Source organism: Mesorhizobium sp. M1403, assembly GCF_040317695.1.
Classification (GTDB): Bacteria; Pseudomonadota; Alphaproteobacteria; order Rhizobiales; family Rhizobiaceae; genus Mesorhizobium.
Map to the genome: position 1 here is coordinate 80,969 of NZ_JAMYKY010000010.1, position 23,597 is coordinate 104,565.

Sequence of the window (23,597 nt, forward strand, 5' to 3'; positions counted from 1 at the left end):
ACCGACACGCGGATTTTCAGTCCGCTGTCGGTGATTGATATTGTTCAGATTTTAGGCCGAATGTCGCGTTTGTGTCGCGTCAAGCCAAAACCGCCCGCTCGGCCTGAACTCGTTGCCCTGTTCAGCGCCCAAACGCGCGTGCCGTGGTGCCGACAGTCATTCAGATGGATGATGGTATGGTTCGGCACTCATAGTAAGCACTGATCCCCAGGCAATTTAGAGACTTTCTGAGGTCCATGTTCCCTATGGGCGCAAGCGGCGCGACGACGGAGGTGTTGGCGCAGGCGGCGGGGTCGGCGTCGTCGAGGCTCGCACGCCTGGAAGCCACGACGACCGACGTCGACCAACGGGCAACCGTGGGGCGCTCGATCGATCAGGAGATGGCACGGGCGACGAGCCAGTTCGACAGCGACAGGCGTGTCAACCAGCCGCAAGCGCAGGCGATCGAGAAGCAATTGCAAGTTCTCAAGTCAACCGGCAACGCTGTCGCGGCTCAACAGGCGGGACTGCACGCCATGGAAAGGCAGTCTTCCACCGCATCGCATCTCCTCCAAAGCTTTTTGCGGCGTCAGCAGGATGCCAGCGAGCGGGGTCAACTCGGCCAGGCGGATGCCAGAGTGTTTACGCTCGCCACACCGCCGGAGCGGGCGAGCTCGCTTCATCCGATCTTTCTGCTTCCTGTTCGGGAGATCCCTACATGATTATCGAGTTGTTCGGTCCGCCTGGTGCAGGCAAGACGACCCTTCTCCGCGCCCTTTGCCGTGAGCTGGCGAAACACGACATCCGTGTGAAGACAGTCAATGGCTATCGCCGGATTGATTTTGTGTCTGTCGGCAGCGAAGTCGATTCGGTCGAGGATGAAAGCCCGGAGACACGCCATGGTATCCAGCGTCTGGTGCACAAGCTCGCCACCGCGAGTCCGGTCTTGTTCTCGACCCCGCCGAGCGAGGGGGCCGCTGCGCGGCTTTTGGCATCGATCCCTCCAAAAAGCCGAATATGGGCGTTGCGTCTGAAGATCGACGTCGTTTTGCTCTTCGAAGCCTGGAATACGGCGAAGGCCTCAGAAGGGTACTTCATTTTCGAAGAGGGCATCGTTCAGGCGTTGTGTGCGCTCGTCCTGTTGGGACGAAATCCAAGTATCGACATGGTTCGTAATTGCCTGACGTTCCTGCCGCGACCGGATCTCCTCATTCAAGTCGACGCGCCCGGGGAAACGCTGCGCCACCGCCTCATTGAGCGGTATGCGCGGCAGCCGTACCTCGAGCGCCTTCTCGAAGTCGGAGTGGTCAGGGGCCTGAAGCAAGCGGATATCGCGAGGGAGATCGGCCAATGCCTGCAAGACAAATGGCCGCTGATGCGTGTCGACGGCCTCGACCCACGCAATTTCGAACAGGTCGTCGCGCGCATCGTGGGGCACGGATTGCCCGCGACGGCATGCGTCGGGCCAGACTAGAGGCGCGAGTTGCATGGTGTTCACGGTGAGATCGTTCGTTGGCATTCGCAGATTTCTGCGGGCGCAGCGGCGACCGTTCGGGAGCGTCCATGAGAACCCTGCACCCGCTCGTCGGGATTACCGAGCAAGCCACCAGACGGCTGGGTACGGTGCCCATTACTCCGACACGTACCGGTCCGGCTACTATGCAGCTCTGTGGTCGGGTATCGAAAAGCCTTTGGTCGAACGTATTCTCCTGCCTGTCGGCGGGCCGAACCGGAAATGCCTGGACTTCGCATGCGGCACAGGCCGCATAGCAAATATCGCAGCTCCATTTTTTGGTGAAGTCGTCGGCGTTGACATCTCCCAATCTATGTTGGCTAGCGCACGGGTTCCGAAGAACGTGAAATTGGTCCGCGCTGATCTTACGTTCTCTCCGCTTGCCGAAAGGTTCGACGTGGTCACGGCATTCAGATTCTTCCTCAATGCTGAAGATGAGCTCAGGAAGGATGCACTGTCGGCCATCAGCGCGCATTTGAACGAAGGTGGATTGCTAATCTCGAATATCCACATGAATGCGACCTCCCCAATAGGGCTGGTCTGCCGCATTCTGAACCGTTATGCAGGAGGGACAGTCCGCCACACTTTGAGCATTAAAGGATACGAGCAGACGCTCATTGCAAATGGCTTTATTGTCGAGCGGATAGTTGGGTACGGTTTTTTGCCGCGACCCGGGAAATTGCTGCCAAGACTGTGCGAAATATTGATGGTGCCGTTTGAAAGGATCTGCGCAAGTGCCAGGATTCCGGCGGAGCTTGCGCAGAATTTCCTGGTGGTTGCCAGAAAGCGGTAAAGCCGGCGGGCACATGAAATTTGAAACCGAGCATTTGCCATGAGGCTGGTCTTTGTTGAAGCTCATGTCGCGTTCATGTCGCGTGGAGTTGCCGACAGTCGCAGGAAACCCTTGAAAATCAACGGTAACAGTTCACAACACGGCGCGACATGAAATGCCGTACGTCGCCAAGTTGGCGACACCGCAAGCCATTGATTTTATATGAGGAAGTAGTGGTGCCCAGAGGCGGATTCGAACCACCGACACGCGGATTTTCAGTCCGCTGCTCTACCAACTGAGCTATCTGGGCCTGCTCCGGCGGGCGGCAATCTGCACACCGGGTTCATGAAAGCGCCGTCGGCACCCCTTGAAAGCGCGTGGGTTATAGCACGGGAATCCGGCCTGTCCAGCGCTTAGAGCATGATCCCGAAAAGTGGAATCCGGTTTTCGGAAAAGATCATGCTCAAACAAAAAGCATGATCCCGAAAAGTGGAATCCGGTTTTCGGAAAACATCATGCTCAGGCAAAACGCCAGAACCTGTTCCGTCCGACAGTGCCCGGATGGAACAAGTTCTGGACATTGAGTTCAGGCGGGAAGCGACAGGCAGTCGGCAAGGCCGATCATCGGTCACAATCGCGGCCGCGAAACCGTCCCGAGCTTGTGGAAAACCGCAGGCGGACGGCGCTATTTCTGGTCGTCGTCGTCGTCCTCGTCGTCGCGGCCCGGGATGACGTAGACGCCCTTCAGCCAGCGGTTGAGGTCGATGTCCTTGCAGCGCTTCGAGCAGAACGGGTAGGTTTCGCGCGCCGATGGCTTGCCGCATTCGGGGCAGGGCCGCTTGGGTCGCAGCGGCGTGACCTTGTCGTCCGGGCTCATATCCGCGCACCCGCCAGCCAGTTGACGTGCACCTTGAAGCCTTCGCCGCTCAGCAGCGCCACCGTCTCGTAGAGCGGCAGGCCGACGACGTTGGTGTAGGAGCCGACGAGCTTGACGACGAAGGCGCCGGCAAGCCCCTGGACGGCATAGCCGCCGGCCTTGCCGCGCCATTCTCCCGACGCGATATAGGCGTCGATCTCCTCGCGCGGCAGCCGCTTGAAGCGCACCCTGGTCTCGACCAGCCGCAAGCGCTGCTTGCCGCCCGGCGTGATCAGGCAGATGCCGGAATAGACCCGGTGCGAACGGCCGGACAGCAGCCCGAGGCAGTTGGCGGCATCGTCGAGCGTCTCGGCCTTGGGCAGGATGCGCCGCCCGACGGCAACCACCGTGTCGGCGGCCAGCACGAAGCTCGGCAGGTAGTCCGTCTCGGTTTTCAGCGAGACCAGCGCCTTCTCGGCCTTCTGCGTCGCTAGCCGCTTGGCCAGCGACCGCGGATGCTCCGCGCGCAGCGGTGTCTCGTCGACATCGGCCGGCAGCACGCGGTCCGGCTCGATGCCGGCCTGCTGCAACAGCTCGATCCGGCGCGGCGAACCCGAGGCAAGCACGAGCTTCTGCAAAATGCCCATCGCGATCCCGGCCGGGTCCTTGAACTTACTTGAAGCGGTAGGTGATGCGGCCCTTGGTCAGGTCGTAGGGCGTCATCTCGACCAGGACCTTGTCGCCGGTCAAAACGCGGATGCGGTTCTTGCGCATGCGGCCGGCCGTGTGGGCGATGATTTCATGTTCGTTTTCGAGCTTGACCCTGAACATCGCGTTGGGCAGCAATTCCGTCACGACACCCGGAAACTCGAGGACTTCTTCCTTCGGCATTCGATACCTTTGCTTGGATGGGTACTTCCAGCGCCCCGGCCGGAAAGTTGCGCGGAACCTATATGATAAACGTCCGCTTGTGAACACGCTTAATCCGCGGCGTTTTCAGCCTCGTTGCCGAGAAAACGGCGGCCGATCCGCGCCTTCAGCCGCTCGCGCACGTCGCGATAGGCAGCCATGATCTGTTCGCGCGTGCCGCTGACGCCGGTCGGGTCGGGCATCGGCCAATATTCGACTTCGACGGCCAGCGAGCGGGTGAGTTCGAGCGCGGTATGGTGGGCTTCCGGCGCCAGCGTCACGATCAGGTCGAAATAATCGTCTTCGAGGTCGTCCATCGTTCTCGGGTGCCGTTCGCCGAGCGACAGCCCCTCTTCGGCCAGCACGGCATCGACGAACGGATCGCGTTCGCCGCCGCGCACCCCGGCCGAGGCGACGAAAGTGGTAGGCGGGAGCACCTTGCGCGCCAGCAATTCGGCCATCGGCGAGCGCACGGCGTTCATGCCGCAAACAAACAGGATCGAGCGGGGCAGGATCGAGCGGGGCAGCGGGGCGGCCAGTTTAACCTCGCCAGTGCAGCACGCAAACCAGCGTGAACAGCCGGCGCGCCGTGTCGAAATCGATGTCGATCTTGCCGGCAAGCCGGTCCATCAGCGTCTGCGAGCCTTCATTGTGCAGGCCGCGCCGGCCCATGTCGATCGCCTCGATATGGCTGGGCGTCGCGGTGCGGATGGCGTCGTAATAGCTTTCACAGATCATGTAGTAATCCTTGACGATGCGCCTAAGCGGCGTCAGCGACAGGATATGGGTGACCACGGCTGCGCCGTCCTCGCGCGCCACCGCGAACACCAGCCGGGATTCGGCCAGCGACAGTTTCAGTCGGTATGGCCCGGCGCCGTCGTCATTGACCGGCTGGAAACGGTTCTCCTCGATCAGGTCGAAGATCGCCACCGCCCGCTCATGCTCGACATCGGGCGTCGAGCGGCCGATCGTCTCGTCGAGCTCGACATCGATCAGCCTGGCGCGGGTTTCGTCGTAGTCGGACATTTCTACATGTTCAGCCGGATGGCGACGGAGCGTCCATGCGCATCGAGCCCTTCCGCCTTGGCCAGCGTGATCGCCGCCGGCGCCAGCGCCCGCAACTGTTCCGGCCCGAGCTTCAGGATCGAAGTGCGCTTGACGAAATCGAGCACCGAAAGCCCGGACGAGAAGCGCGCCGAGCGTGCTGTCGGCAGCACGTGGTTGGAGCCGGCGACATAGTCGCCGATGGCCTCCGGCGTATGCCGGCCGAGAAACACCGCACCGGCATTGCGCATCCGCGCCAGGAAAGCCTCTGGGTCGTCGATGGCAAGCTCGACATGTTCGGCCGCGATGCGGTCGACCAGCGGCAGTGCTGCCTCGATCGTCGGCACCAGGACTATGGCGCCGAAATCGCGCCAGCTCGCCGCCGCCGTCGCGGCGCGCGGCAGGTTCTGCAATTGGCGTTCAACCGCCTGTTCGACCGCGTCGCCGAAGGCAGGGTCGTTGGTGATCAGGATCGATTGCGACGATACGTCATGCTCGGCCTGGGCCAGCAGGTCGGCTGCGATCCAGTCGGGGTCGTTGCTGCCGTCGGCGACGACCAGCACTTCCGAAGGCCCGGCGATCATGTCGATGCCGACCGTGCCGAACACCTGGCGTTTGGCCGCCGCGACATAGGCATTGCCGGGGCCGACGATCTTGGCGACGGGCTTTATCGTCTCGGTGCCATAGGCAAGGGCTGCGATCGCCTGGGCGCCGCCGACGCGGTAGATTTCGGAAACGCCGGCAAGGTCGGCCGCGACCAGCACCAGCGGCGGCACGTCGCCGCCGGAGGCTGGCACCACCATGGCAATGCGCTCGACGCCGGCGACCTTGGCCGGCACGGCGTTCATCAGCACCGAGCTCGGATAGCTCGCCGTGCCGCCCGGCACATAGAGCCCGACGGCCTCGATCGCCGTCCAGCGCGAGCCGAGCTCGACGCCGGCGGCGTCGGTATAGCGATCGTCTTTAGGCAGCTGCCGCTGGTGATGGGAGCGGATGCGCTCGCGGGCGAATTTCAGCGCCTCGACCGTCTGCGGATCGGCTGCATCGTAAGCCTTGGCAATGTCATCCTTGGACACCGCAATGCCGAGCCTTGTCAGGTCGCCGCCGCCGAATTTCTGCGTGTAGGCGACGAGCGCCGCGTCGCCGTCGGCGCGCACCTTGGCGATGATCTCGCGCACCACGGCGTCGACGTCGGCCGAGACTTCCCGCTTGGTCAGCAGGAACGCGGCAAAGCGCTGCTCGAAATCGGCGTCGGACTGGCGAAGCGTGATGGCCATCGGCTCAGACTCTGTGGACCGGGCGCGACGTCGCTTCCCAGGCACCGCCGACATCGGCAAGCCGCGCCTCGATGCATTCGACATCGAGCATGATGGCGCCGCCTCCCGCAAAGATCAGCTCGACGATGCCGGCCGGCTTGTCTAGCGCGAGAAAGCTGATCGCCAGCAGCGACAGCACCTCGTCCGGTTTGTCGCGGGCAATGCCGCTGGTCTTGGCGGCGAGCACCCGGTCGAAATGCAGCACCGCTTGCCGCCGCTCATTGTGCTGGCGCAAGAAGCCCGATTTCGCCTCCCAGACGAAGCGGTTCATGGTCAGCACGAATCGCTTGACCGAAGGCAGGTATTCGAGATCGCTGACCTTCATCACGGCATCCTGGACATGCGCCGAGATGATGCTCAGATCCTGATCGTCGAGCGCGACAAGCTTAAGGCCATTCATGCGGAATTCGCACCTGCGAGTTGACTATTCGACCTTCTGTTAGGCGGTCTTTCCGGCTCGTGCAACCGCACCGGAGGTCTTGGCCAGGCAATCGCCCCGGTCAGCGCCGCCCCTCGTCCGCCTGCCGGGACCTTCTCCCCGTATAGGGACGAGGAGAAGAGGCTGGCCGCAACCTCGGCACCCTCTCCGCAACGCTGGAGATTGGCGAAATCCTTCGCCAGGCGGTCCTTCTCCCGTCCCTATACGGGGAGAAGATGCCGGCAGGCAGATGAGGGGCGGCGCTGACCTGAGCCTGCTATCGTTACCCCGAAATGCGCTCGATCTCCGCGCCGCAGCCGGACAGCTTTTCTTCCAGCCGCTCGAAGCCGCGGTCGAGATGATAGACGCGGTTGACCGTGGTCTCGCCTTCTGCCGCAAGGCCGGCGATGACCAGCGACACCGAGGCGCGAAGGTCGGTTGCCATGACAGGCGCGCCCTTCAGCTTCGCCACGCCGTCGACGATCGCCGTCTGGCCGGACAGCGTGATGTGGGCGCCGAGCCGGGCGAGCTCCTGGACGTGCATGAAGCGGTTTTCGAAGATCGTCTCGGTGATGCGCGACTTACCCTTGGCCATCGTCATCAGGCCCATGAACTGCGCCTGCAGATCGGTCGGGAACGCCGGGAACGGCGCCGTCGTCACGTCGACCGGCGAAATGCCGGCGCCGTTGCGCCTGACGCGGATGCCGGAATTGGTCTGCGTGATCTCAGCACCGGTCTGCGAAATGATGTCCAGCGCCGTCTGCAACAAGTCGGGCCGCGCGCCTTCCAGCACGACGTCGCCGCCGGTCATCGCCACCGCCATCGCATAGGTGCCGGTCTCGATACGGTCGGGGATCACCCTGACGCGGGCGCCCGACAGCGCCTCGACGCCGTCGATGGTGATGGTCGCGGTGCCAGCGCCGGAGATCTTCGCACCCATGGCGTTGAGGCAGTCGGCAAGGTTGACGATCTCGGGCTCGCGGGCTGCGTTTTCGAGCACCGTTTCGCCCTTGGCCAGCGAGGCCGCCATCATCAGCACATGGGTGGCGCCGACCGAGACTTTCGGGAACACGTAGCGGTTGCCGACCAGCCGGCCGTTCCTGGTCTTGGCGATGACATAGCCGGTGTCGACGTCGATATCGGCGCCCAGCGCCTGCAGGCCTTCCAGGAAGAGGTCGACCGGCCGCGTGCCGATGGCGCAGCCGCCGGGCAGCGACACCTTGGCCTCGCCCATGCGGGCCAGCAGAGGGCCGATCACCCAGAACGACGCCCGCATCTTCGACACCAGCTCGTAAGGCGCCGTCGTGTCGACGATGTTGCGGGCGGAGAAATTGATGGTGCGCGAATAGCCCTCATGCTGCTTTTCGCGGCGGCCATTGACCGAATAGTCGACGCCGTGATTGCCGAGGATGCGGATCAGCTGCTCGACGTCGGCCAGATGCGGCACGTTTTCCAGCGTCAGCGTGTCGTCGGTCAAAAGCGCGGCGATCATCAGCGGCAGCGCGGCGTTTTTCGCGCCCGAGATCGGGATGCTTCCGGCAAGCTTGTTGCCGCCGACAATTCTGATGCGATCCATGAAGAGCGTCCCCTCGGCCGAAAAGCCGGTTTAAATCGGTTGAGTCAGTTGCGGCCCATCTAGACCATTGGCCGGCTTGGTTCAAGAAACAGGCTATTTCCCCGCGTTGGCCCACGATACCTTGGCCAAAATACCGGCGACCAACATAGCCGATTCGCGTTAATCCTTCTGCTTTGCCGCCTGCAGCCCGTCCGGCCGCTGGTCGGCCCCGCCGGTTCGCCGTGAGCGCAATTGCGCCTTGCGCTTCTGCAGATTGGCACGCAACTGCTCGGCCAGCCGGTCCTTCCGGCCAGCCTTTTTTGGTAGACCATCCTTGTTCGGAGAAATTGTCTTGTCGTTCATCGTCCCGTCCCCGGCCGGCGACCCGCCGGTGCGGATCAAGGGATAGCCAACATTGTGGCATGGCCATGTCCGGAACAATCGCCTGGTGCGGCCTTTCAACCCGTCTTTGTCTTGGCCTTGCGCTTGCCGGTTCGATATGGCAGAAGCCCCGCCATCGGCGGCTGCGGTAGCTCAGTGGTAGAGCACTCCCTTGGTAAGGGAGAGGTCGAGAGTTCAATCCTCTCTCGCAGCACCAGTCTATCCCGTTGAATGGGAACAACTATCTGACTTTGTTGGTCTTTTTGCCGCCTGTCTGGTACACAGAGGTGGTACACATGAGCTTGAGAATGCCCGGGCCTTGGCAGCATAAGAAGACTGGCGTCTATTACCTTCGGCAACGCGCGCCTTCCGATTTGAAGGATATTCCACTCGATGGAAGGGTGACGATTCCCGTTGGCGGCACCATGAGAACGGTGAAAGCGGGCGCAACCGTCAAGGTCAGCCTCGATACCAAAGATCCCGCAGAGGCCAAGAGGCGGCATCGCGAGGCCGACGCTGCACTCCATGAGTTCTGGCAGCGGTTCAGGCAAGGCCCTCAGCCGCTCACCAGCAAGCAAATCCAGGCTCTAGCGGGCATCCTCTACGCTCGCCTGGTCGACATGATGGACGGTGAGCCGGGGGAGGAAGGCATCTGGAAAGCGGTCCTGCGGCTGAACAAGGGCAAAGAGGAGGGCGGTGAGCTTGACCAATGGTTCGGCCCCACGGTCGACGAGTTGTTCGCCGAGCAGGGCGTCAACACCGACCTCTTCAGTCGGACCCGCGTCGTCCGTGCGGCCTCCAAGGCAATCCAGCTTGCGGCTGAAACCAATCTCAGGAAGGCCGGAGGCGACTATTCGCCCGACGAAGCGCGAAAGCGTTTCCCCAATTGGGAGGCCGAGCGCGGCGAGGCCAAGCCAGCGCCACGGACGGCGGGGGACTTGGACCTGTTCGCCTTACTGGACCACAAGTTCGCGACACAGAGCCTCAAGGAGAAGACCAAGAGTGACTACGCGCGGGACCTCGCCAAATTCGTCAAGAGCAGCGGGCACCGGAACGCTCAGGACGTGACGAATGAGGATGTTCGGAAGTGGCGTGACGAATTGATAGCCGAGGGGCTATCGCCGTCGAAGGTCAACGGCAAGGCTCTTGCGGCTTTGAGCGCGGTCCTCACCCATGCAGTCAGGGAGTTCGGCCTACCGACAAACGTTGCCAGTGACATTCGAGACCGGAGAGACGGCCCCGCACCGGGCAAGAAGGGCTACGACATGGAGGAGGCCAAGGCCATCCTCAGCGCCACATTCATCGGAAGCCCCAAGGACATCTCAGCACCCCACAAGCGCGCGCTCTTCTGGGTGCCATGGATTTGCGCTTACACAGGGTTGCGGGTGACGGAGATCGCTCAGCTTCGCGGCGTGGATGTCCAAGCGGATGGCGACACACCCTATTTGCTCATTACGCCTGAGGCCGGTTCCACAAAGAGCGGCAGGGCGTGGATGACTGCCGTTCATCCGCACCTTGTAGAGTTGGGCTTATTGGAGATGTTCAAGGAGGTGGGCGACGGTCCCGCCTTCTATGTCCCTTATCTCGATGGGATCGAACTCACCAAGCTGACAGGTAAGCCCCGGTCGCAAGAGGCGGGCGTTCGGGTTGGGAATTGGATCACCGAGGAATTGGGCATCCCTGCACCGGGCGGCAAACCCAACCACGCTTGGCGGCACCTGTTCACGTCGCTTTCGCGCAAACATGACATGGACAAGCAGCATCGTGACTTCATGCTTGGCAGCGGTCCTGAGGATGCCCGCGAGGGATACGGCGATTTCCCACCCAGCGCCCTCGCGAGGGAGATCACGAAGCTGCCGCGCTTCGATGTCAAGGCGACGACTTGGAGACCGTCGAACGAAGCCGTCCCGGCCCAAGCTCAGCGCACGGTTCGGATGGCAACCAAGAAGGGTCAGCGACAGGCACCCATTGCCTTGTCCTCCGAAGTCTGACCCCGTCGAGGGGGCTTGGGGAGGTCACCGACGTGAGAAAGCGCGCGCAGCGTCGCATCTTGGCGGCTTTGTTGCTGGTTATGGTCCGACGGCCATGGCCGCAATGCCGGCAGTTGACGCTTGATTAGGCAAAGAATGGCCGTCTCGGCGCAGGCCAGCCGCCGACCTCCATCTCGCTAGCCAGATCGCGCTGCGACAATCTCCTCACCGTCGATGCGGCGACGAACTGAACGGCGAGCGCCAGCCGGACGACCTTAAGGCGTGTCAGTCCCGCCGGCCGATAGCGGCTTTTCACATAGGGTGGAGCTCTGTAATGACCGCCTGTACCGACCGATCGTCTCGATGGGCATTTCGACTGACATCCGCTTTGCGAGTGCCACGAGATCGTGTCCTTTGGCGCCCTTGAACTCATCCGGGTCAGCCCCGTTGAAGACCAGCGCCGCCTTCAACGACAACTCGGCCAGCATACAGATTGACTGAATCAGCGAGTCAACGCTGAACGAGGTTGGCAACGCATTGGCGGCGTCTCCAAGGTTGGAACCCGCCATGTGCCAAAGCGTCGGCCCTTCCGGCTTGCTTCCCCTGAGGTCATCGACACCATAGGTGAAGTCGTAGAGATCGGCGAAGGCGAAATGCGACTCCGCCACGACGTTGCGATCCTCACGACACCAGAGCCGCCAGTCTTCCTGGCTTTGAAAGCCTAGCGACTTCCAAACCTCGATCGGTCCACCCGGGTTGCCGAAGATGACAGGCGCCACCATCTTGCGGACCTGATCTACCGAGACAGCTAGGCCTACGCCCATGCCAGGCCAGGTATCGCCGGCCTCAGGAATCATTACCCGGTAAGCATCCATAATCTTCTGGACCTCGGGATTTCCGCCTAGGCTGAAGGCAGAGCCCAGCAGGTCCTTCGCGGTGTGGAAGGGTCGCTGATGCATGTGCACGCCTTCCTTGGCGTACCTCAGATCGAGCATCCGTAGGTCTTCGACAGTCCAGGACACTACCCCTCCGCTACGGCCACGAACTCCTGGCTGCGCAGCAATGCAGCGTGCTGGGTGAGGCGTCAATGTCCTTTAGATCGATTGACATACGCCTAGCCTTTCAGGGTCGGTGTCAGCCTTCCTCAGGACTCGTCATTCCAGATCACGCGACGTACCGTGCGGATTTCGGCGAACCGACCACGCTCTTTGTTGGCGGTGCCGTGCCGGACATGGAATAGATGCCCGGTATCCTCGATGGAACAAGAGGGTTGGAACACGATTGTTCCTGTTTAGCCGCCGCGCTTGGGGCCTCTCAGAAACAGGTCGAGACACATGGATACCAAGGTTTCCTCTTCGTCCGACGGCTCTCTGCAAGGCTTTCGCGGCGATGGTATGTGGCTGATCGTCTGTTTGCTCATGGCGGGCGGTCTTGTCCTAGGCTTCGGCCTTCTGGCGGAAGAAGTTCTTGAGGGCGACACAGGCGGTTTCGATCGGGCCGTGCTTATGGCCTTCCGCAGCGCCGGTAACCCCACCAACCCGATTGGCCCACCTTGGCTGGAGAAGATGGGGCGCGACGTCACGTCTCTCGGCAGCTTCGCCTTCCTGGGCTTCGTGTCGGCGGGCGCAGTGGGCTATCTGTTGATAGCGGGAAAGCGGAGATACGCTGTGCTTGTCGCGGCCGCCGTGGCTGGCGGAGAGGCCATCAGCACTCTTCTGAAGGTCGCCTTCGATCGCCAAAGGCCCGATCTCATACACACCACAAGGGTCTTTACAGCGAGCTTTCCGAGCGGACACGCCATGCTTTCCGCCGTCACTTTCCTGACCCTTGGAGTATTGCTGGCCAAGGCGAACCCTGATCGCCGCGCCAAAGCGTATTTCGTTTCGCTCGCGGTGTTCCTCACGGTCATGGTCGGATTGAGCCGGGTCTATCTCGGCGTCCATTACCCCACCGACGTACTTGCGGGTTGGTGCGTCGGTTCCGCTTGGGCCATTCTGTGCTGGTCTGCGGTCCAGTGGATTGAACAAAGGCGAGGTCGATAACTCGGCCGTTATGCGGGCCTGTGCCGTCGCATTACACCCCATTCGTGCCAGATCAGCACCATGACGACCGCATCGAAGACGGTCAGTATGAGCAGGCCCGGAGAGTGGGTATAGGAATAGCGGTAGACTTGGTAGACCATGAATGCGCCCAGCGCGACGAGGGAGGCCGGGTATGACCAGAGCTTGCCTCGCAAAAGGCCGACGACCAAGAGCAGCTTTATCAGGCCGTGGCTGAGCAGGTAGAAGGCGTAGAACTCCTTGCTGGCGACGGAAAAATGGCCTGCCATCTGCGACAGATAGCCAGCTATGAAATCATTCGGATCTTCGATCAATTCCTCTTGGGTGAAGGCATTGACCCACGAGGCAATGGTGTCTGTGGTGACGAGATAAAGCAGGACACCGCCAAGGCATTCGATCAGGGCGTGCGCACCCTTAAGCCAGACGCTGACTTCAAAAATCTGATGGATGCGGTGTTCATCAAAAGCCTTCACAACCCACCTCGCGGTCAATAACGGAACCAAACAATGGATGCAGCTCTCACTCACTGGATCAACGCGGCAGCCGGGCTCAGCCCTTTCCTAGATAGAGCAATGATTGGCGTCTCACAGATCGGAGTTCCGCTGATGGTGCTGGCCGTGGCCCTACAATGGTGGGCGAAGGTCGACCGCTACCATGTCCGTCACGCGGCCTTGTCGGCCGGTCTGGCGTTCCTGCTCGGCCTTGCGATCAACCAGTTCATTCTTCTGTTCGTGCATCGGATGCGGCCCTACGATGCCGGTGTGACCCACTTGTTGATTGCGCCCAGCGCCGACTGGTCATTCCCGTCCGATCACGCGACAGCCGCCATTGCGATTGTTGCGGCCTTTGGGATGCAAGGCCTCCCGCGCCGGACGATTGCGCTCTTCATCATCGCATTTCTGATTTGCTGGTCGAGAATTTACATCGGCACTCACTACCTTACCGACGTTATCGGCGGTGCCATCACTGGCGTCTTAGGTGCCGGTGTGGTGCGATTGACTTACCGCAAGAACTCCCGGCTGGACAATCTGGTGACCAAAATTCTTTAGATTGATGCGTCTCGAGCCGCATCGATAGTGGCAAAGGTGACGCGGGAACAGGGCACGCTAAGCGCCCAGCATCCCCTCCTCCTCGGCAGCGGCCAGGAATGCCTTACGAGCCTCCTCAGGTTCCATCTCGTCGGCAATGCAGGCGATGCAAACGCGCACCGCTTGGTTCCATTTGGGGCCACGCTTGGTCCACTTCATCAGCTCCTGGCCGGCTGCCTCGACGTTGTTCACGTTCCGGGACAGACCGGCGCTCTCAGTCCTGACGGGGACCGGAGGGGAGAACCAATGGGTTGCCATGACACCTCCTCCTACGGGGAAAGATACATCTTGGCCTCCTTAGGCTTAGCGGCAGCCTCAAAAGCCTTTCGTATCACCTGGGGGTCAATCGGATCGCCCTCCAGAGCTGACAGGCAGAGAGTCACCGACTTGTGCCAGCAAGGTCCTCTCCGGGTCCACCTCTTGAGCTGCTCAAGGGCTGCCCTCGCATTGTTGCAGCCATGCCTGACACCGGTTTCAGTCTTCACGAACACCGGAGGGACGAACCAATGGGTTGCCATGATACCTCCTACTCAGGGGAGAGATACACGTTGGCCTCCTTGGCAGCCGCCTCGAAGGCTTCACGGACCTCTTGGGGGAGGATTTGCCCTCGAATGCATCGACGCAGGATTGGACAGCCTTGGTCCACTTCGGGCCCTTTGTGTCCCACGCCATGAGTTCCTCGGCGGCTCCCTCGACGTGGCTGACCCCATGGCGAATGCCTGGACGTTTCGTCTTCACGTAGACCGGTGGAGAGAACCAGAAGGGACCCATGAGGGGTAATTTAGGGGACGCTCAAATGTTTGGTAGAAAGCTCCAGGGTCTCCCCCATCACGCCAGACCACACTCACTCGGGGCAGCGAAAGCTCGGGGGCTCGCCGCAGGAAGTGCCGCAGGGCCAAAAGGGTACGGCGTGAGGTGGTGCCATAGGGCGAGACCAGAAGTCCGGTCAGCTCGTCGGGCGCTCCAGGTTGACCAGGAAATTGCCCTTAGCCTCCGCGCCGTAGTGCATCGCGGCAACCCCTGTCACCGTGAAGAGGATGCCCAGAGGAAACACTACCCCAAGCAACACGAAGGCGGTGCCGAATAGCAGCCAAGGGTAGCGCACAAGGAACGGCATGAGGCCGACCGCGATGAGCAGCTTCATCTGAAGATTCCAGATCGAGCACAGCGCACGGGCGGCCACTGGGACCATCTCATTTAAGGAGTCTTCCAGCCCCGCAAAATCGCTGCGTGGGGCTGCACTGCTTTCAACGGGGTCTCCTGCCGGTCGGGCCTCGGCCATGGGGGCGGCGGGCGAGACCAGTGGCGATTCCGGGGCGTTCCCTCTCCCAGGCATTATCCACCCGATGACGAAGCCAATGGGGCCGAAGACAAGCGCACCGCTCACAGCGCTGCCCAGAGCCGCAACACCCGTGCTGAGGCCGATGGCGTAGCCGATCCCGCCATAGATGAGGCCACGCGTGAGCCGACCTTGTGTGTAGCGTGGGGCGGGGCCACTCATCCGAACGAGAAGGTGAAGGGCTTGCCGCCAAGTGTACCCGAGCCAGTGCCGCGAGTGCCCGTCGAGACAAACGTGAAAGGGCCGCTCTGGCCGTCGCTGCAAGTAAACGTGCCGCTACCCTCACGCCTGGTTATGTAGACGAAGTCGCCTTTGCAAGTACGGCCCCGGCTGCTCACTATCGATAGCGTTCCGGCTCCGTCGATTTGGCCTGTTGCGGACCCTGTGAAGGTCTCCGAACCATCGCCCGACTGCCCCTTGACTGGAAGCGTCATGGCGCAACCGCTAATCGTCATCACCGCCGCCAGCGCTGCCCAGGCATTCCGCATAGGATTATCCCCCCCAACATGCTGGGTTCAGCTTACACGGAAACCCCACGTTCGCAATCGATCCACCGCCATACTCCTGCACATCTACTCAAGGCTTTAGACGCATCCTTCGAGGTTGCAACTGTTATGGTCCGCTGCTATGGGACTCGAAGGGTTGCCCCTGAAAATCCCTGTGTTTTCAACGCTGGGTGTGACGGTTGAGGGACTTCAATCCTCTCTCGCAGCACCAGATTTTCGGTCACCGAGGATTTGTGTTGCGCCTGAATTTCATCGCCCTTTGACTCGCCGTGTCTTTGCGGCCTTTAGGGCGCCGGCCCGGCATGCTCCTGGACCCGGCTTGCAGCCGTTCCCGCATCTCGCAATTTTTCGGACGCAGCGCGGCTCCCGGGTCACATGGCGTCGGGCGGTGCAAGAAAACAGTTCTCATGCTCTTCGGTCGGATGAAGGCAAATATGATAATTGCCATCCTGCGACGGAATCTCATCACCATACGGAATGAAGTATCGCTGCTGCCGCGTGATCTTCCGATGATCCCCAGGCCTCAAGATGACAACCCAGCCACTGGGACGAACATGAACCGCCCGCGCTGGGATTCGCTGACACTCACCGTGTTCCGCGTCGCCGTGACAGCAGGCCAGCGGATAGCTCCACCCTGACGGGGCATCATGCGCCCTCGAGGGAACCAAAAACGCTAACGACGAAAAGGCCGCAAGGACGACCGCGGCAGTGGCTCGGCGCCGCGCCATTCCCTTTTCCGGTTGCCGCTTCGGCCACATGTTGAAGTGACCATATGCCTGATAATTAGCACTAGCTAATAAAAAGATGCTGGAGCGTCCTCCTATGCAGCCGTTCTTGCGTTCCGCTCCGGCATGCTGACTACCCCGTGTCTCTCCCTCCATTTTGTTGACTTTTGAAATAGTCACAGCTAATATAGAGAAAGCTAATGTTAGGAGAGTAAGCCCCTTTATCTAAACACTTGAGTTCCCTTCAGAATTAATAGAAGTCAGCGATCAACCACCCCCCAAGAGTTTAATAAGCTCATGAGGATAGATGGGAGATGCAAGTCCTATCCTTTAGCGCACTGATCGCAGGATTGCTGAAAATTGTGCTGGTCTCTGTCCAGTATATTCACGCAAATCCTCACACGATCGGTCTTTCTCCTCGTGGAATTCGCGAGAAGGTTGCCCTTGAGAATCCGATCAACGAAGTCGATGTCGCAATCGTTCTCGCGGCCGACATGTCCGGCTCTATCAACCAGATAGAGGCAAACCTACAACGCGAGAGCTATGCGGCTGCTTTGGAATCAGCGACCGTGCTTAAGGTGATCAAAGAGGGTATGCACGGCAAGATCGCCGTCACCTTTGTCGAATGGTCGAGCCGCGGCTCCTCGGAAACCAGGGTGAGCTGGACCATTCTTTCTGACGCAAAGGATGCGGCCGTCATCGCTAAGGCACTCCGGAAGAAGTCTGGAAGGCCGCGTTCTGGTCCGCACGGATCGAATACGTCGATCTCATACGCCATCGACGCCTCCGTGGACGCCTTTGACAAACTGCCTGTCCCAACCTTGCGCAGGATCATCGACATTTCAGGTGACGGAGCGAACAACGACGGAACGTCTGTCGATGACAGCCGTCAGAGAGCACTTCGGAAAGCCATCGTGATCAATGGTCTTCCGATAGGCGCCGACGTTGAAAATGGTGAGACGACGACGGAATATTATTCGAGGCACGTGATCGGAGGACCCGGCTCGTTCGTCATTCCCGCCGACAGTGCCGCTTCCTTTCAATCGGCAATAATCAGGAAGTTAATTCGAGAAGTGAGTTCCGCCTCCGGCAAAGCACGTTCTTAGACGGATCCTGCGGTCTGCCCGACGAAGCTCTGAAAATAGTCCAACAGTTGACGGATTGTCGCTGATTGAACGTTACTTAAGAAAGGTTCGAGCGATTTTGGGGGGATCCAAAAATCGGCCAGGCTGATCTCGAAGCAAAACGGTAGCCGACGGCCCCGTTTAGGGTTCGAAGTAGTCTTGCGTGTGTCTGACGTGAGTCCAACGGTCCAGCCGTCCAAAATCGGCCCGCGCATGGCAGCCAGAGCCGTTCAAGCGGTCGCTCGAAAATCCCTTAGGTGCCAAGCATCTCGCCATGCTAGGAAAATGCCAAGGTCGGCGCACAGCTCCGCTCGCATGCGCCATGATGCGTGCGGGGAAAGGCTTCTGGTCTGCCCCTGCTGCAGGCGGCTTAGCAAAGCTTGCAGCCGGGAACAACCACTCAACGACTCGCGTTTCTTGCCAGGGCCCGCTTCTTTTGCAACAGGGCGGCGGGCGTCGAAGGCTCGCAAATGTCGCGCCGGCGTTTCAATAGCACTCGCCTCAGCCCTCACGATTTGGCTATTTGTGAACGCGTGTTTGATCAGGTTTGCGCAGATGAACACATTGACCTTTTAAGCCTGGATGCCGAAGCCTTAGCGGTGATGATTGTCGCAATCTTCCGAAACTTGACTACCAATGAGCGCGAACTGCTGGAGGAAGTTAGGTCTCTTCGTCGCTCAAAAGGCAGAGAGAAGGCGCACTAGCTTTGCGGCGTTCCGAGGTGAATTGGTCTAATCCCGCTTTGGCACAGCCGTTTGGCATCTGAATTGCCCATTGAGAATCGCCAGAGTGTAGCCACCGAGCTTGCGAAGGGGATGGAAATGGGCTTAGCCAAAGACTTATCGGATGTCGCGCTCACATTCGAATGTCCGGATTGCTCGCATCCGGCGGTAAGAAAGGGCTCTGCACTCAGAACAATCGCGCACTTCAAATGCGACGGGTGCAACGCAAAGGTGCGGATCACCTATCCGCAGAAGCTAGCGATTTTTGAAAAGCACAGGCTATTGGCCGCAGGCGACCGCCGCCAGCGAGGCCAGGAACACTACGGTGCCCGCAACATCGATCGGGCCGATGCGGCCGAAGTGGCTTCGCGACCTCTGCCGCGTGCAGCGACGCGTGCTTAAGCCTTCCTCATCCGCGCGGCCTTCGCCCTTTTTACGCATGTTGACCGTGAGAATGCCGTCCATCGGAATAATTCGGGCCAAGGGCTCGTTTGTTCCTTAGACGATGCTAAAATATAGCAAAGTGTCCGAATGTCACTTCATGAAGCCCGCCAGACAGGCTGCGGCTTGCTCTGGCCTAACCTCGAAGGGAACCAGGGATGAAAACGGCTGTTTCAACCTCTTTGACAAGACGAAGTGTTGTTGCCGCGCTGGCGCTGGCCGCCGCGTCGAAGGCGGTATTGCCCGCCGACAACGCACTCGCCCAGGCCAAGAAAACCACAGCTGAAAAAAGTCTGTATGAGCGGCTGGGGGGCGTGTTCGCCATCGCAGCGGTGATCGATCATTTTAGCGACGCCGTCGTGAAAAACCCGATCGTCGGCAAGAAGTCGAAGAACCCACAATTGCGCAAGTGGCACACCAAGAACCTTGAAAGGTTGCCCGGCCTCAAGTTCATGCGCACGCTGTGGGTCTGCGACGTTTCTGGTGGGCCCTTCAAGTTCGTCGCCACCAAGCCCGGCACGACGCCGCTCGGCCTCGAGGAGGCGCATCGCGACCTGCGGATTTCCCCTGCGGAATTCGATGAGGTCGCAGCGGAACTCGGGCGGACCCTGGATCATTTCAAGATTCCGAAGCCTGAGAAAACCGAAGTCTTGGAAGCTTTCGCCGCCCACAAAGACGAGGTCACCGCCGGCAACGTCAAGCGGGGCTGAAGCGCTTATATCGTGCGGGCGGATGCATTCGCATGCGCCAGCGTCGCCCTGAATGCAGCGCGGCCCTGACCTCGAGATCAGAGGGGCCTCGGGACATCGTCGACCCACCTCTACGAACCTTGCAGCTCAAGGTGAGAACGCGGAATTTTCGACAGACGCCAGGGAAGGTTCGGCCTGGACCTCCTCCGTCACGACTTCGAAGCGGGTAAGCCGCGAAAAACCGAAACTGGTTGAGATGGCGACGTCGGTCGCGTCGCGCCCGGTTGCCATCAATATCCGCCCGATGCGCGGGCGGTTGTGGCGAGGATCGAATGTGAACCAGGTGCCGGCGAGATAGGCCTGGAACCAGGCGCTGAAATCCATCGGATACGGCGCCGGCGGTACCCCGATGTCACCGAGATAGCCGGTGCAGTACCGCGCGGGAATATTCATGCAACGGCATAGCGCGATCGCCAAATGGGTAAAGTCACGACAAACGCCGGCCTGGTCGGTGAAGCTGTCGTGAGCCGTCCGCAGCGGGTCGGCTTTCTGGTAGTCGAAGACGATGTGATTGTGAACGAAATCGCAGATCGCCTGGACACGCGCGCATCCAGGCGCGGTATTGCCGAATTTCGCCCAGGCAAAATCTCCAAGACGATCGGTATCGCAGTAGCGGCTGCCGAGAAGAAAGACGAGCACTTCGTCCGGCAGGTCCTTGATCTTGTGCTGCACAGCCTGCTCGGCGACCGCATCGGGCTCGCCGCTATCGTAGATATCGAAGGTGGTTGAGATCGTCGTCAGGCCCGAGGGCGCCTCGATCCTCGTGCAGGCGTTGCCGAAACCGTCGACGTAGCCGCGTGCTTCGACGGGACGATCGAAATCGATGACCTGTTCCGTCAACAGATCGACCCGGCGCGATGGATGGATTTCGAGCGCCAACAGCATCGGCGTTGGCTGCGGACATTCGTAGGTGAGGGTGTAACCTGCGCGGATCCGCATCGACGCTCCGATTGTTGTCATTCAGCAACCGGGCAAACTCCGCGTCGGCCAAACAGTTCCGGGAAAACATCAGCGGATGCTAATTTTCCTACGCACCGATCTCCTTCGCCACATTCACCTCGACGGTCATTGCAAGAAAGCTCGACGCGCTTCCCGAATAACTCCCGGAAAGCGGAATGGCTTGACGAGGATGCCGGGCCACGGCCACCCTGATCAAATCCCGATTGCCGACAATGCCATTGGTGGGGTCGAACTCGACCCAGCCGGCACCCGGCAGGTAGACCTGGCACCAGGCATGCGTCGACCCGCCGCCAAGAACCGTCGCGCTGTCGCGGCTCGGCACATAGACGTAACCAGTCACAAAACGGGCGGCAAAGCCGAGCGAACGAACCGCCTCCATCATGAACAGCGCAAAGTCCCGGCATGTGCCGCGACGCAGGTGCAACGTCATCAGCGGCGGCTGCGTCCCTGGCTCGCTTCGACGGGAATACACAAAGCTCTCGTGGATGGCATAGCAAAGCGTCATCAACAGATTGCCGGTCCCGGTGTGCCCTGCGGCACTGAGGAACTGTCGTGCCCACTTGCCAACCTCGTCACTGTCATCCTCGTATTGACGTTCCATCGTCTGGGAGAGATCTGCGGCTTCGTCGGGATCGTAGGAAAACGGATAGTGAAGCGCAGCTTCGTCGATACGGAAATCGGGCGCATGCTGCGGCGTGTGGTCCAGCCGAATGTCTGTCGCAAAGCGCAGTTCTTTCGCGGGGTTCTCGAAATCGATCACCGCCACGCAGTTTCCGAAAACGTCATGGATCCAGCGAACCTCTTTCGGCTCGGGATCGACAGACAAGGCGTGGTCCAGGAGTCTTTGATCGAAGCTGTCGCGCGGTCTGAACATCAGCCGATGCTCGCCGAACCTCACCGGCCGGCTATAGCGATAGACCGTCGTATGCTGGACTGAGAAGATCGGCATCAGTTTTGGTCGACAAGTTTACCTGCGATGTTGGCGCAATCATATAATCTTTTCCACGCTCATTCGATGGTTCCTACTCGGAACCTGCGCGAACTGTTTCCGCTCTGAGCGACCCTTCCGGCAGCGGCCGCATGAGTTCAGCCTCGGACTTCGTCAGATGGATCCATGCCGCCCAGTTCGATGGCGGGAGCACAACCACTTGCCGGTTGTGATATGGCGCCACGTCCGGCCCCGGATCGGTCGTCAGCATCGTGAACGTCGGCGGCTTGTTGCCGACACCCTCGCGCCAAAGCCCGGCAATCGCCATGAACGGATGGCCATTCAGCGTGAACCTGTGCTTGGCTTTCGGATATTTCGTTCCCGTGAATTCGAAGAATGCCGACGCCGGGACAAGGCAGCGTTTGCTGTTACCGAACTGTCGACCCTCCGAGCGAAAGTTGAATACAGGTCCGCCTTTTGGTCCGGCCGGCGGAAAGCCGAACGTCATCGACGCCAGTTCGATTGTGTCGCCGGCCGCGCGCATCACAGGCCCGGGGTCGTTGATGTGAATGTCATCCGCCTGCGGCAGATCCAGCTCGGTTTGGTGGCTGGGGATCTTGAGCGCCAGCGAAGCCATCATCCGGCAATACTCGGCCCAGGCGATATGCTGCTCGTAGTCATTGCACATGGAAGGCCCCGCACGCTCGATCGAGATCAGTTCAATGTAGCGTTTATCGGTTCGCGCCGATTGCTGGCGGACTTGCCGTCGCCCTATTTGGGCCGGCGTGCGGCAGCGATGGCCTGCAAGAGATTGATGCTGTTCATGTCGGGTTCACTGGATGCGGCAACAGCAAGTGCTGCAGCTTCGGCTATTTTCGCGACGTCGTCGCTGCTGATCGTTCCACGCTTTTCCAGCAGATTTACAAGTTCGACAACGAGAAGAAAGGCGTTCACGCCATATCGTTCGGCTTTGAGCTCGAACTCGCCCCGAGCCAACCTCTCCGCGTCTCCTTCAGCCCGTTTGTCCATCTCGGCGTCCTCTCCTATGGCGACAAGCTGTGAACGCTTAGCACGAATGGTTTAATCCTTCGAACTGGCCGCACCTTTCGCCAGTTGCCGATTGCCGGAGCTTGGCACCGTGTCGCCGGTGGCAAGGGCACGGGTTCAGCTAAGGATGACACCCGCCAATAGAACCGTAAGGATAAGGGACAGCACGACGGCAAGCAGCCCGCATGCCTCCAAGGTGTTGGTTTGCCAAGGTTTCATCGGGCGCCTCCCGCCTGAATTCCTGTTTCGCGGAACAAACTTCATCTGGCACCAGATCGGACGCGGAGCCGGCTTGAATTTGTGTAAGCGCTCCTCTTCATCTGCCCGGAAGCGCAGATGAGCTGCGGCATCTCCACGGAACTCCGGAACACTGTCTGCGCGGCGCCGGCCTGCTTTTCATCGACGCGGGCCATCACCAGAACGACACCCTCTGCAATCTTCGGCTTGCCCGGCTTTTGGGCAAAATTGGCCAGCGTTCCGAGAAGCCCGCCGGCAAAGCCGCCCCACGCCGTACCGACCAGGGCCATGCCGGTCATCCCCGCAGGATCGATGCCCTGAGCTCCAAAAGCGCCAAAGCCGGCTAGCAGACCGGCCGCCGCGCCAACGACGGCACCGACCCCCGGACCCCGCCAGAGAGCGCTCATCTCATCCTTGTAAGATCCGACAATGCTAATCGGCTCATTGTTGTCATTGTAAGATCCGACGACACTGATCTGCCGGCGACGAATTCCGGCAGCCTGAAGCCTGGCAACGGCACGTGCTGCCTGGGCATGGGAATCGAACAGTCTGCTAATCGTTTGCATTTACACCCAAGCCCGCCGTTCGTTCGGAGCGTCGGGCCTCTCCTCCCTGACTTTGAGCTCTTCCGCCCGGACGCATCTTCATCGCGCCAAGCTCACCACAACGTGGGCCAGCCGGCTACGTTCCTCAGCCGGGGCTTCGGTCCATTCCTGGAGCGTCTTGCTTAGGACCTAAGTCTGATCTGTTGGGCGCAGCGGTCAGTGAGGCCACGCCGACCGGGGAGCGCTGTCGGGTCGAAGAGAATGCCCAGATGCTACCGCAGACCCAAAAAGCTCAAAATGGCTATTACGATCACGATGGCGCCGACCAGCCAGATAATGTTGTTCATGATTACGCTCCTTCGCCTCCGGGTCGGGCACACGCCAAGGCGAAGCCCGCCACGCAAGTAGAACAT

At 60.5% G+C, this 23,597-nt stretch carries 28 protein-coding genes and 2 tRNA genes; 9 read left to right on the forward strand and 21 right to left on the reverse strand.

The window, feature by feature from the left end; all coding sequences use genetic code 11:
• Positions 1 to 245: 245 nt before the first annotated feature.
• From NKH01_RS17985 to NKH01_RS17995, 3 genes are all read left to right on the forward strand, one after another.
• Positions 246 to 701, forward strand: a complete 456-nt coding sequence (locus tag NKH01_RS17985) for a hypothetical protein (RefSeq protein ID WP_352791676.1) — start codon at positions 246 to 248, stop codon at positions 699 to 701.
• On the forward strand, positions 698 to 1,453 hold the full coding sequence (locus tag NKH01_RS17990; protein WP_023719449.1) for an AAA family ATPase: 756 nt from the start codon (positions 698 to 700) through the stop codon (positions 1,451 to 1,453). The genes NKH01_RS17985 and NKH01_RS17990 overlap by 4 nt, the downstream gene beginning before the upstream one ends.
• Positions 1,454 to 1,670: 217 nt before the next feature.
• Complete coding sequence (locus NKH01_RS17995; RefSeq protein ID WP_352482429.1) at positions 1,671 to 2,285, forward strand: class I SAM-dependent DNA methyltransferase; 615 nt, start codon at positions 1,671 to 1,673, stop codon at positions 2,283 to 2,285.
• A gap of 213 nt (positions 2,286 to 2,498) precedes the next feature.
• Here NKH01_RS17995 and NKH01_RS18000 read toward each other — a convergent pair.
• The 10 genes from NKH01_RS18000 to NKH01_RS18045 form a co-directional block, all read right to left on the reverse strand.
• Positions 2,499 to 2,574 (reverse strand) — tRNA-Phe (locus tag NKH01_RS18000).
• Positions 2,575 to 2,949: 375 nt separating this feature from the next.
• On the reverse strand, positions 2,950 to 3,141 hold the full coding sequence (gene yacG, locus NKH01_RS18005; RefSeq protein ID WP_352885297.1) for a DNA gyrase inhibitor YacG: 192 nt from the start codon (positions 3,139 to 3,141) through the stop codon (positions 2,950 to 2,952).
• Entirely contained in the window at positions 3,138 to 3,767 is a 630-nt protein-coding gene (locus tag NKH01_RS18010) for a Maf-like protein (protein ID WP_023719446.1), read from the reverse strand. Before NKH01_RS18010 ends, yacG begins: the two co-directional genes overlap by 4 nt.
• Before the next feature lie 25 nt (positions 3,768 to 3,792).
• Positions 3,793 to 4,011, reverse strand: coding sequence for a translation initiation factor IF-1 (gene infA / locus NKH01_RS18015; RefSeq protein ID WP_006200926.1), 219 nt, complete (start codon positions 4,009 to 4,011; stop codon positions 3,793 to 3,795).
• 89 nt (positions 4,012 to 4,100) lie between these two features.
• On the reverse strand, positions 4,101 to 4,511 hold the full coding sequence (locus NKH01_RS18020; RefSeq protein WP_023719445.1) for an arsenate-mycothiol transferase ArsC: 411 nt from the start codon (positions 4,509 to 4,511) through the stop codon (positions 4,101 to 4,103).
• Between the two features lie 58 nt (positions 4,512 to 4,569).
• Positions 4,570 to 5,055 carry a UPF0262 family protein gene (locus NKH01_RS18025; RefSeq protein ID WP_023719444.1) on the reverse strand — a complete coding sequence of 162 codons (486 nt, stop codon included), beginning with the start codon at positions 5,053 to 5,055 and terminating at the stop codon, positions 4,570 to 4,572.
• A gap of 2 nt (positions 5,056 to 5,057) precedes the next feature.
• Entirely contained in the window at positions 5,058 to 6,350 is a 1,293-nt protein-coding gene (hisD, locus tag NKH01_RS18030) for a histidinol dehydrogenase (RefSeq protein ID WP_353021453.1), read from the reverse strand.
• 4 nt (positions 6,351 to 6,354) lie between these two features.
• The gene (locus tag NKH01_RS18035) at positions 6,355 to 6,789 is read right to left on the reverse strand and encodes a DUF2948 family protein (protein WP_352482425.1); all 435 of its coding nucleotides are present in this window, start codon (positions 6,787 to 6,789) and stop codon (positions 6,355 to 6,357) included.
• Positions 6,790 to 7,090: 301 nt separating this feature from the next.
• Entirely contained in the window at positions 7,091 to 8,383 is a 1,293-nt protein-coding gene (gene murA / locus NKH01_RS18040; protein WP_023719441.1) for a UDP-N-acetylglucosamine 1-carboxyvinyltransferase, read from the reverse strand.
• A 159-nt stretch (positions 8,384 to 8,542) separates the two neighbouring features.
• The gene (locus tag NKH01_RS18045) at positions 8,543 to 8,725 is read right to left on the reverse strand and encodes a hypothetical protein (RefSeq protein ID WP_352493808.1); all 183 of its coding nucleotides are present in this window, start codon (positions 8,723 to 8,725) and stop codon (positions 8,543 to 8,545) included.
• 160 nt (positions 8,726 to 8,885) lie between these two features.
• Between NKH01_RS18045 and NKH01_RS18050 the strand changes: the two genes are divergently transcribed.
• Together NKH01_RS18050 and NKH01_RS18055 are read left to right on the forward strand one after the other, a co-directional pair.
• A tRNA-Thr gene (locus NKH01_RS18050) sits at positions 8,886 to 8,960 on the forward strand.
• Between the two features lie 79 nt (positions 8,961 to 9,039).
• The gene (locus tag NKH01_RS18055; RefSeq protein WP_353021455.1) at positions 9,040 to 10,734 is read left to right on the forward strand and encodes a DUF6538 domain-containing protein; all 1,695 of its coding nucleotides are present in this window, start codon (positions 9,040 to 9,042) and stop codon (positions 10,732 to 10,734) included.
• Between the two features lie 254 nt (positions 10,735 to 10,988).
• Here the strand turns inward: NKH01_RS18055 and NKH01_RS18060 are convergent, their stop codons facing one another.
• Positions 10,989 to 11,708, reverse strand: a complete 720-nt coding sequence (locus NKH01_RS18060) for a HEPN domain-containing protein (RefSeq protein ID WP_353021457.1) — start codon at positions 11,706 to 11,708, stop codon at positions 10,989 to 10,991.
• Positions 11,709 to 12,047: 339 nt separating this feature from the next.
• Here NKH01_RS18060 and NKH01_RS18065 point away from each other — a divergent pair, with 339 nt between their 5' ends.
• Positions 12,048 to 12,755 carry a phosphatase PAP2 family protein gene (locus NKH01_RS18065; RefSeq protein WP_353021459.1) on the forward strand — a complete coding sequence of 236 codons (708 nt, stop codon included), beginning with the start codon at positions 12,048 to 12,050 and terminating at the stop codon, positions 12,753 to 12,755.
• Positions 12,756 to 12,763: 8 nt separating this feature from the next.
• Here the strand turns inward: NKH01_RS18065 and NKH01_RS18070 are convergent, their stop codons facing one another.
• Positions 12,764 to 13,246 (reverse strand): DUF2127 domain-containing protein, encoded by a 483-nt coding sequence (locus NKH01_RS18070; protein ID WP_353021461.1) that lies wholly within the window; start codon positions 13,244 to 13,246, stop codon positions 12,764 to 12,766.
• A 33-nt stretch (positions 13,247 to 13,279) separates the two neighbouring features.
• Here NKH01_RS18070 and NKH01_RS18075 point away from each other — a divergent pair, with 33 nt between their 5' ends.
• Positions 13,280 to 13,822, forward strand: coding sequence for a phosphatase PAP2 family protein (locus tag NKH01_RS18075; protein WP_352846003.1), 543 nt, complete (start codon positions 13,280 to 13,282; stop codon positions 13,820 to 13,822).
• Positions 13,823 to 13,879: 57 nt separating this feature from the next.
• On the opposite strand, the gene NKH01_RS18080 is transcribed toward NKH01_RS18075, so the two are convergent.
• The 3 genes from NKH01_RS18080 to NKH01_RS18090 all read right to left on the reverse strand — a co-directional run bounded on the left by NKH01_RS18080 (position 13,880) and on the right by NKH01_RS18090 (position 15,005).
• Positions 13,880 to 14,119, reverse strand: a complete 240-nt coding sequence (locus tag NKH01_RS18080) for a DUF982 domain-containing protein (RefSeq protein ID WP_353021463.1) — start codon at positions 14,117 to 14,119, stop codon at positions 13,880 to 13,882.
• Between the two features lie 11 nt (positions 14,120 to 14,130).
• Complete coding sequence (locus NKH01_RS18085; RefSeq protein ID WP_353021465.1) at positions 14,131 to 14,379, reverse strand: DUF982 domain-containing protein; 249 nt, start codon at positions 14,377 to 14,379, stop codon at positions 14,131 to 14,133.
• Between the two features lie 428 nt (positions 14,380 to 14,807).
• A complete protein-coding gene (locus NKH01_RS18090; RefSeq protein ID WP_353021467.1) occupies positions 14,808 to 15,005 on the reverse strand; it encodes a hypothetical protein in 198 nt (65 codons plus the stop codon).
• Between the two features lie 1,740 nt (positions 15,006 to 16,745).
• On the opposite strand from NKH01_RS18090, the gene NKH01_RS18095 reads away from it, so the two are divergent.
• Positions 16,746 to 17,537 (forward strand): DUF1194 domain-containing protein, encoded by a 792-nt coding sequence (locus tag NKH01_RS18095; protein ID WP_353021469.1) that lies wholly within the window; start codon positions 16,746 to 16,748, stop codon positions 17,535 to 17,537.
• A gap of 1,019 nt (positions 17,538 to 18,556) precedes the next feature.
• Here the strand turns inward: NKH01_RS18095 and NKH01_RS18100 are convergent.
• Positions 18,557 to 18,742 (reverse strand): hypothetical protein, encoded by a 186-nt coding sequence (locus NKH01_RS18100; protein WP_352482421.1) that lies wholly within the window; start codon positions 18,740 to 18,742, stop codon positions 18,557 to 18,559.
• A 134-nt stretch (positions 18,743 to 18,876) separates the two neighbouring features.
• Between NKH01_RS18100 and NKH01_RS18105 the strand changes: the two genes are divergently transcribed.
• Positions 18,877 to 19,428, forward strand: a complete 552-nt coding sequence (locus tag NKH01_RS18105; protein ID WP_353021471.1) for a group I truncated hemoglobin — start codon at positions 18,877 to 18,879, stop codon at positions 19,426 to 19,428.
• A 126-nt stretch (positions 19,429 to 19,554) separates the two neighbouring features.
• Here NKH01_RS18105 and NKH01_RS18110 read toward each other — a convergent pair whose 3' ends face one another.
• From NKH01_RS18110 to NKH01_RS18130, 5 genes are all read right to left on the reverse strand, one after another.
• Complete coding sequence (locus NKH01_RS18110; protein WP_352547875.1) at positions 19,555 to 20,406, reverse strand: transglutaminase-like domain-containing protein; 852 nt, start codon at positions 20,404 to 20,406, stop codon at positions 19,555 to 19,557.
• Positions 20,407 to 20,494: 88 nt separating this feature from the next.
• Entirely contained in the window at positions 20,495 to 21,376 is an 882-nt protein-coding gene (locus NKH01_RS18115) for a transglutaminase family protein (protein WP_352493813.1), read from the reverse strand.
• A 73-nt stretch (positions 21,377 to 21,449) separates the two neighbouring features.
• On the reverse strand, positions 21,450 to 22,043 hold the full coding sequence (locus NKH01_RS18120; protein WP_353021473.1) for an SOS response-associated peptidase: 594 nt from the start codon (positions 22,041 to 22,043) through the stop codon (positions 21,450 to 21,452).
• Between the two features lie 83 nt (positions 22,044 to 22,126).
• Positions 22,127 to 22,384: a hypothetical protein gene (locus tag NKH01_RS18125; RefSeq protein ID WP_352482413.1), complete on the reverse strand. Its 258-nt coding sequence runs from the start codon at positions 22,382 to 22,384 to the stop codon at positions 22,127 to 22,129.
• A 278-nt stretch (positions 22,385 to 22,662) separates the two neighbouring features.
• Complete coding sequence (locus NKH01_RS18130; RefSeq protein ID WP_353021476.1) at positions 22,663 to 23,046, reverse strand: hypothetical protein; 384 nt, start codon at positions 23,044 to 23,046, stop codon at positions 22,663 to 22,665.
• Positions 23,047 to 23,597: the final 551 nt, after the last annotated feature.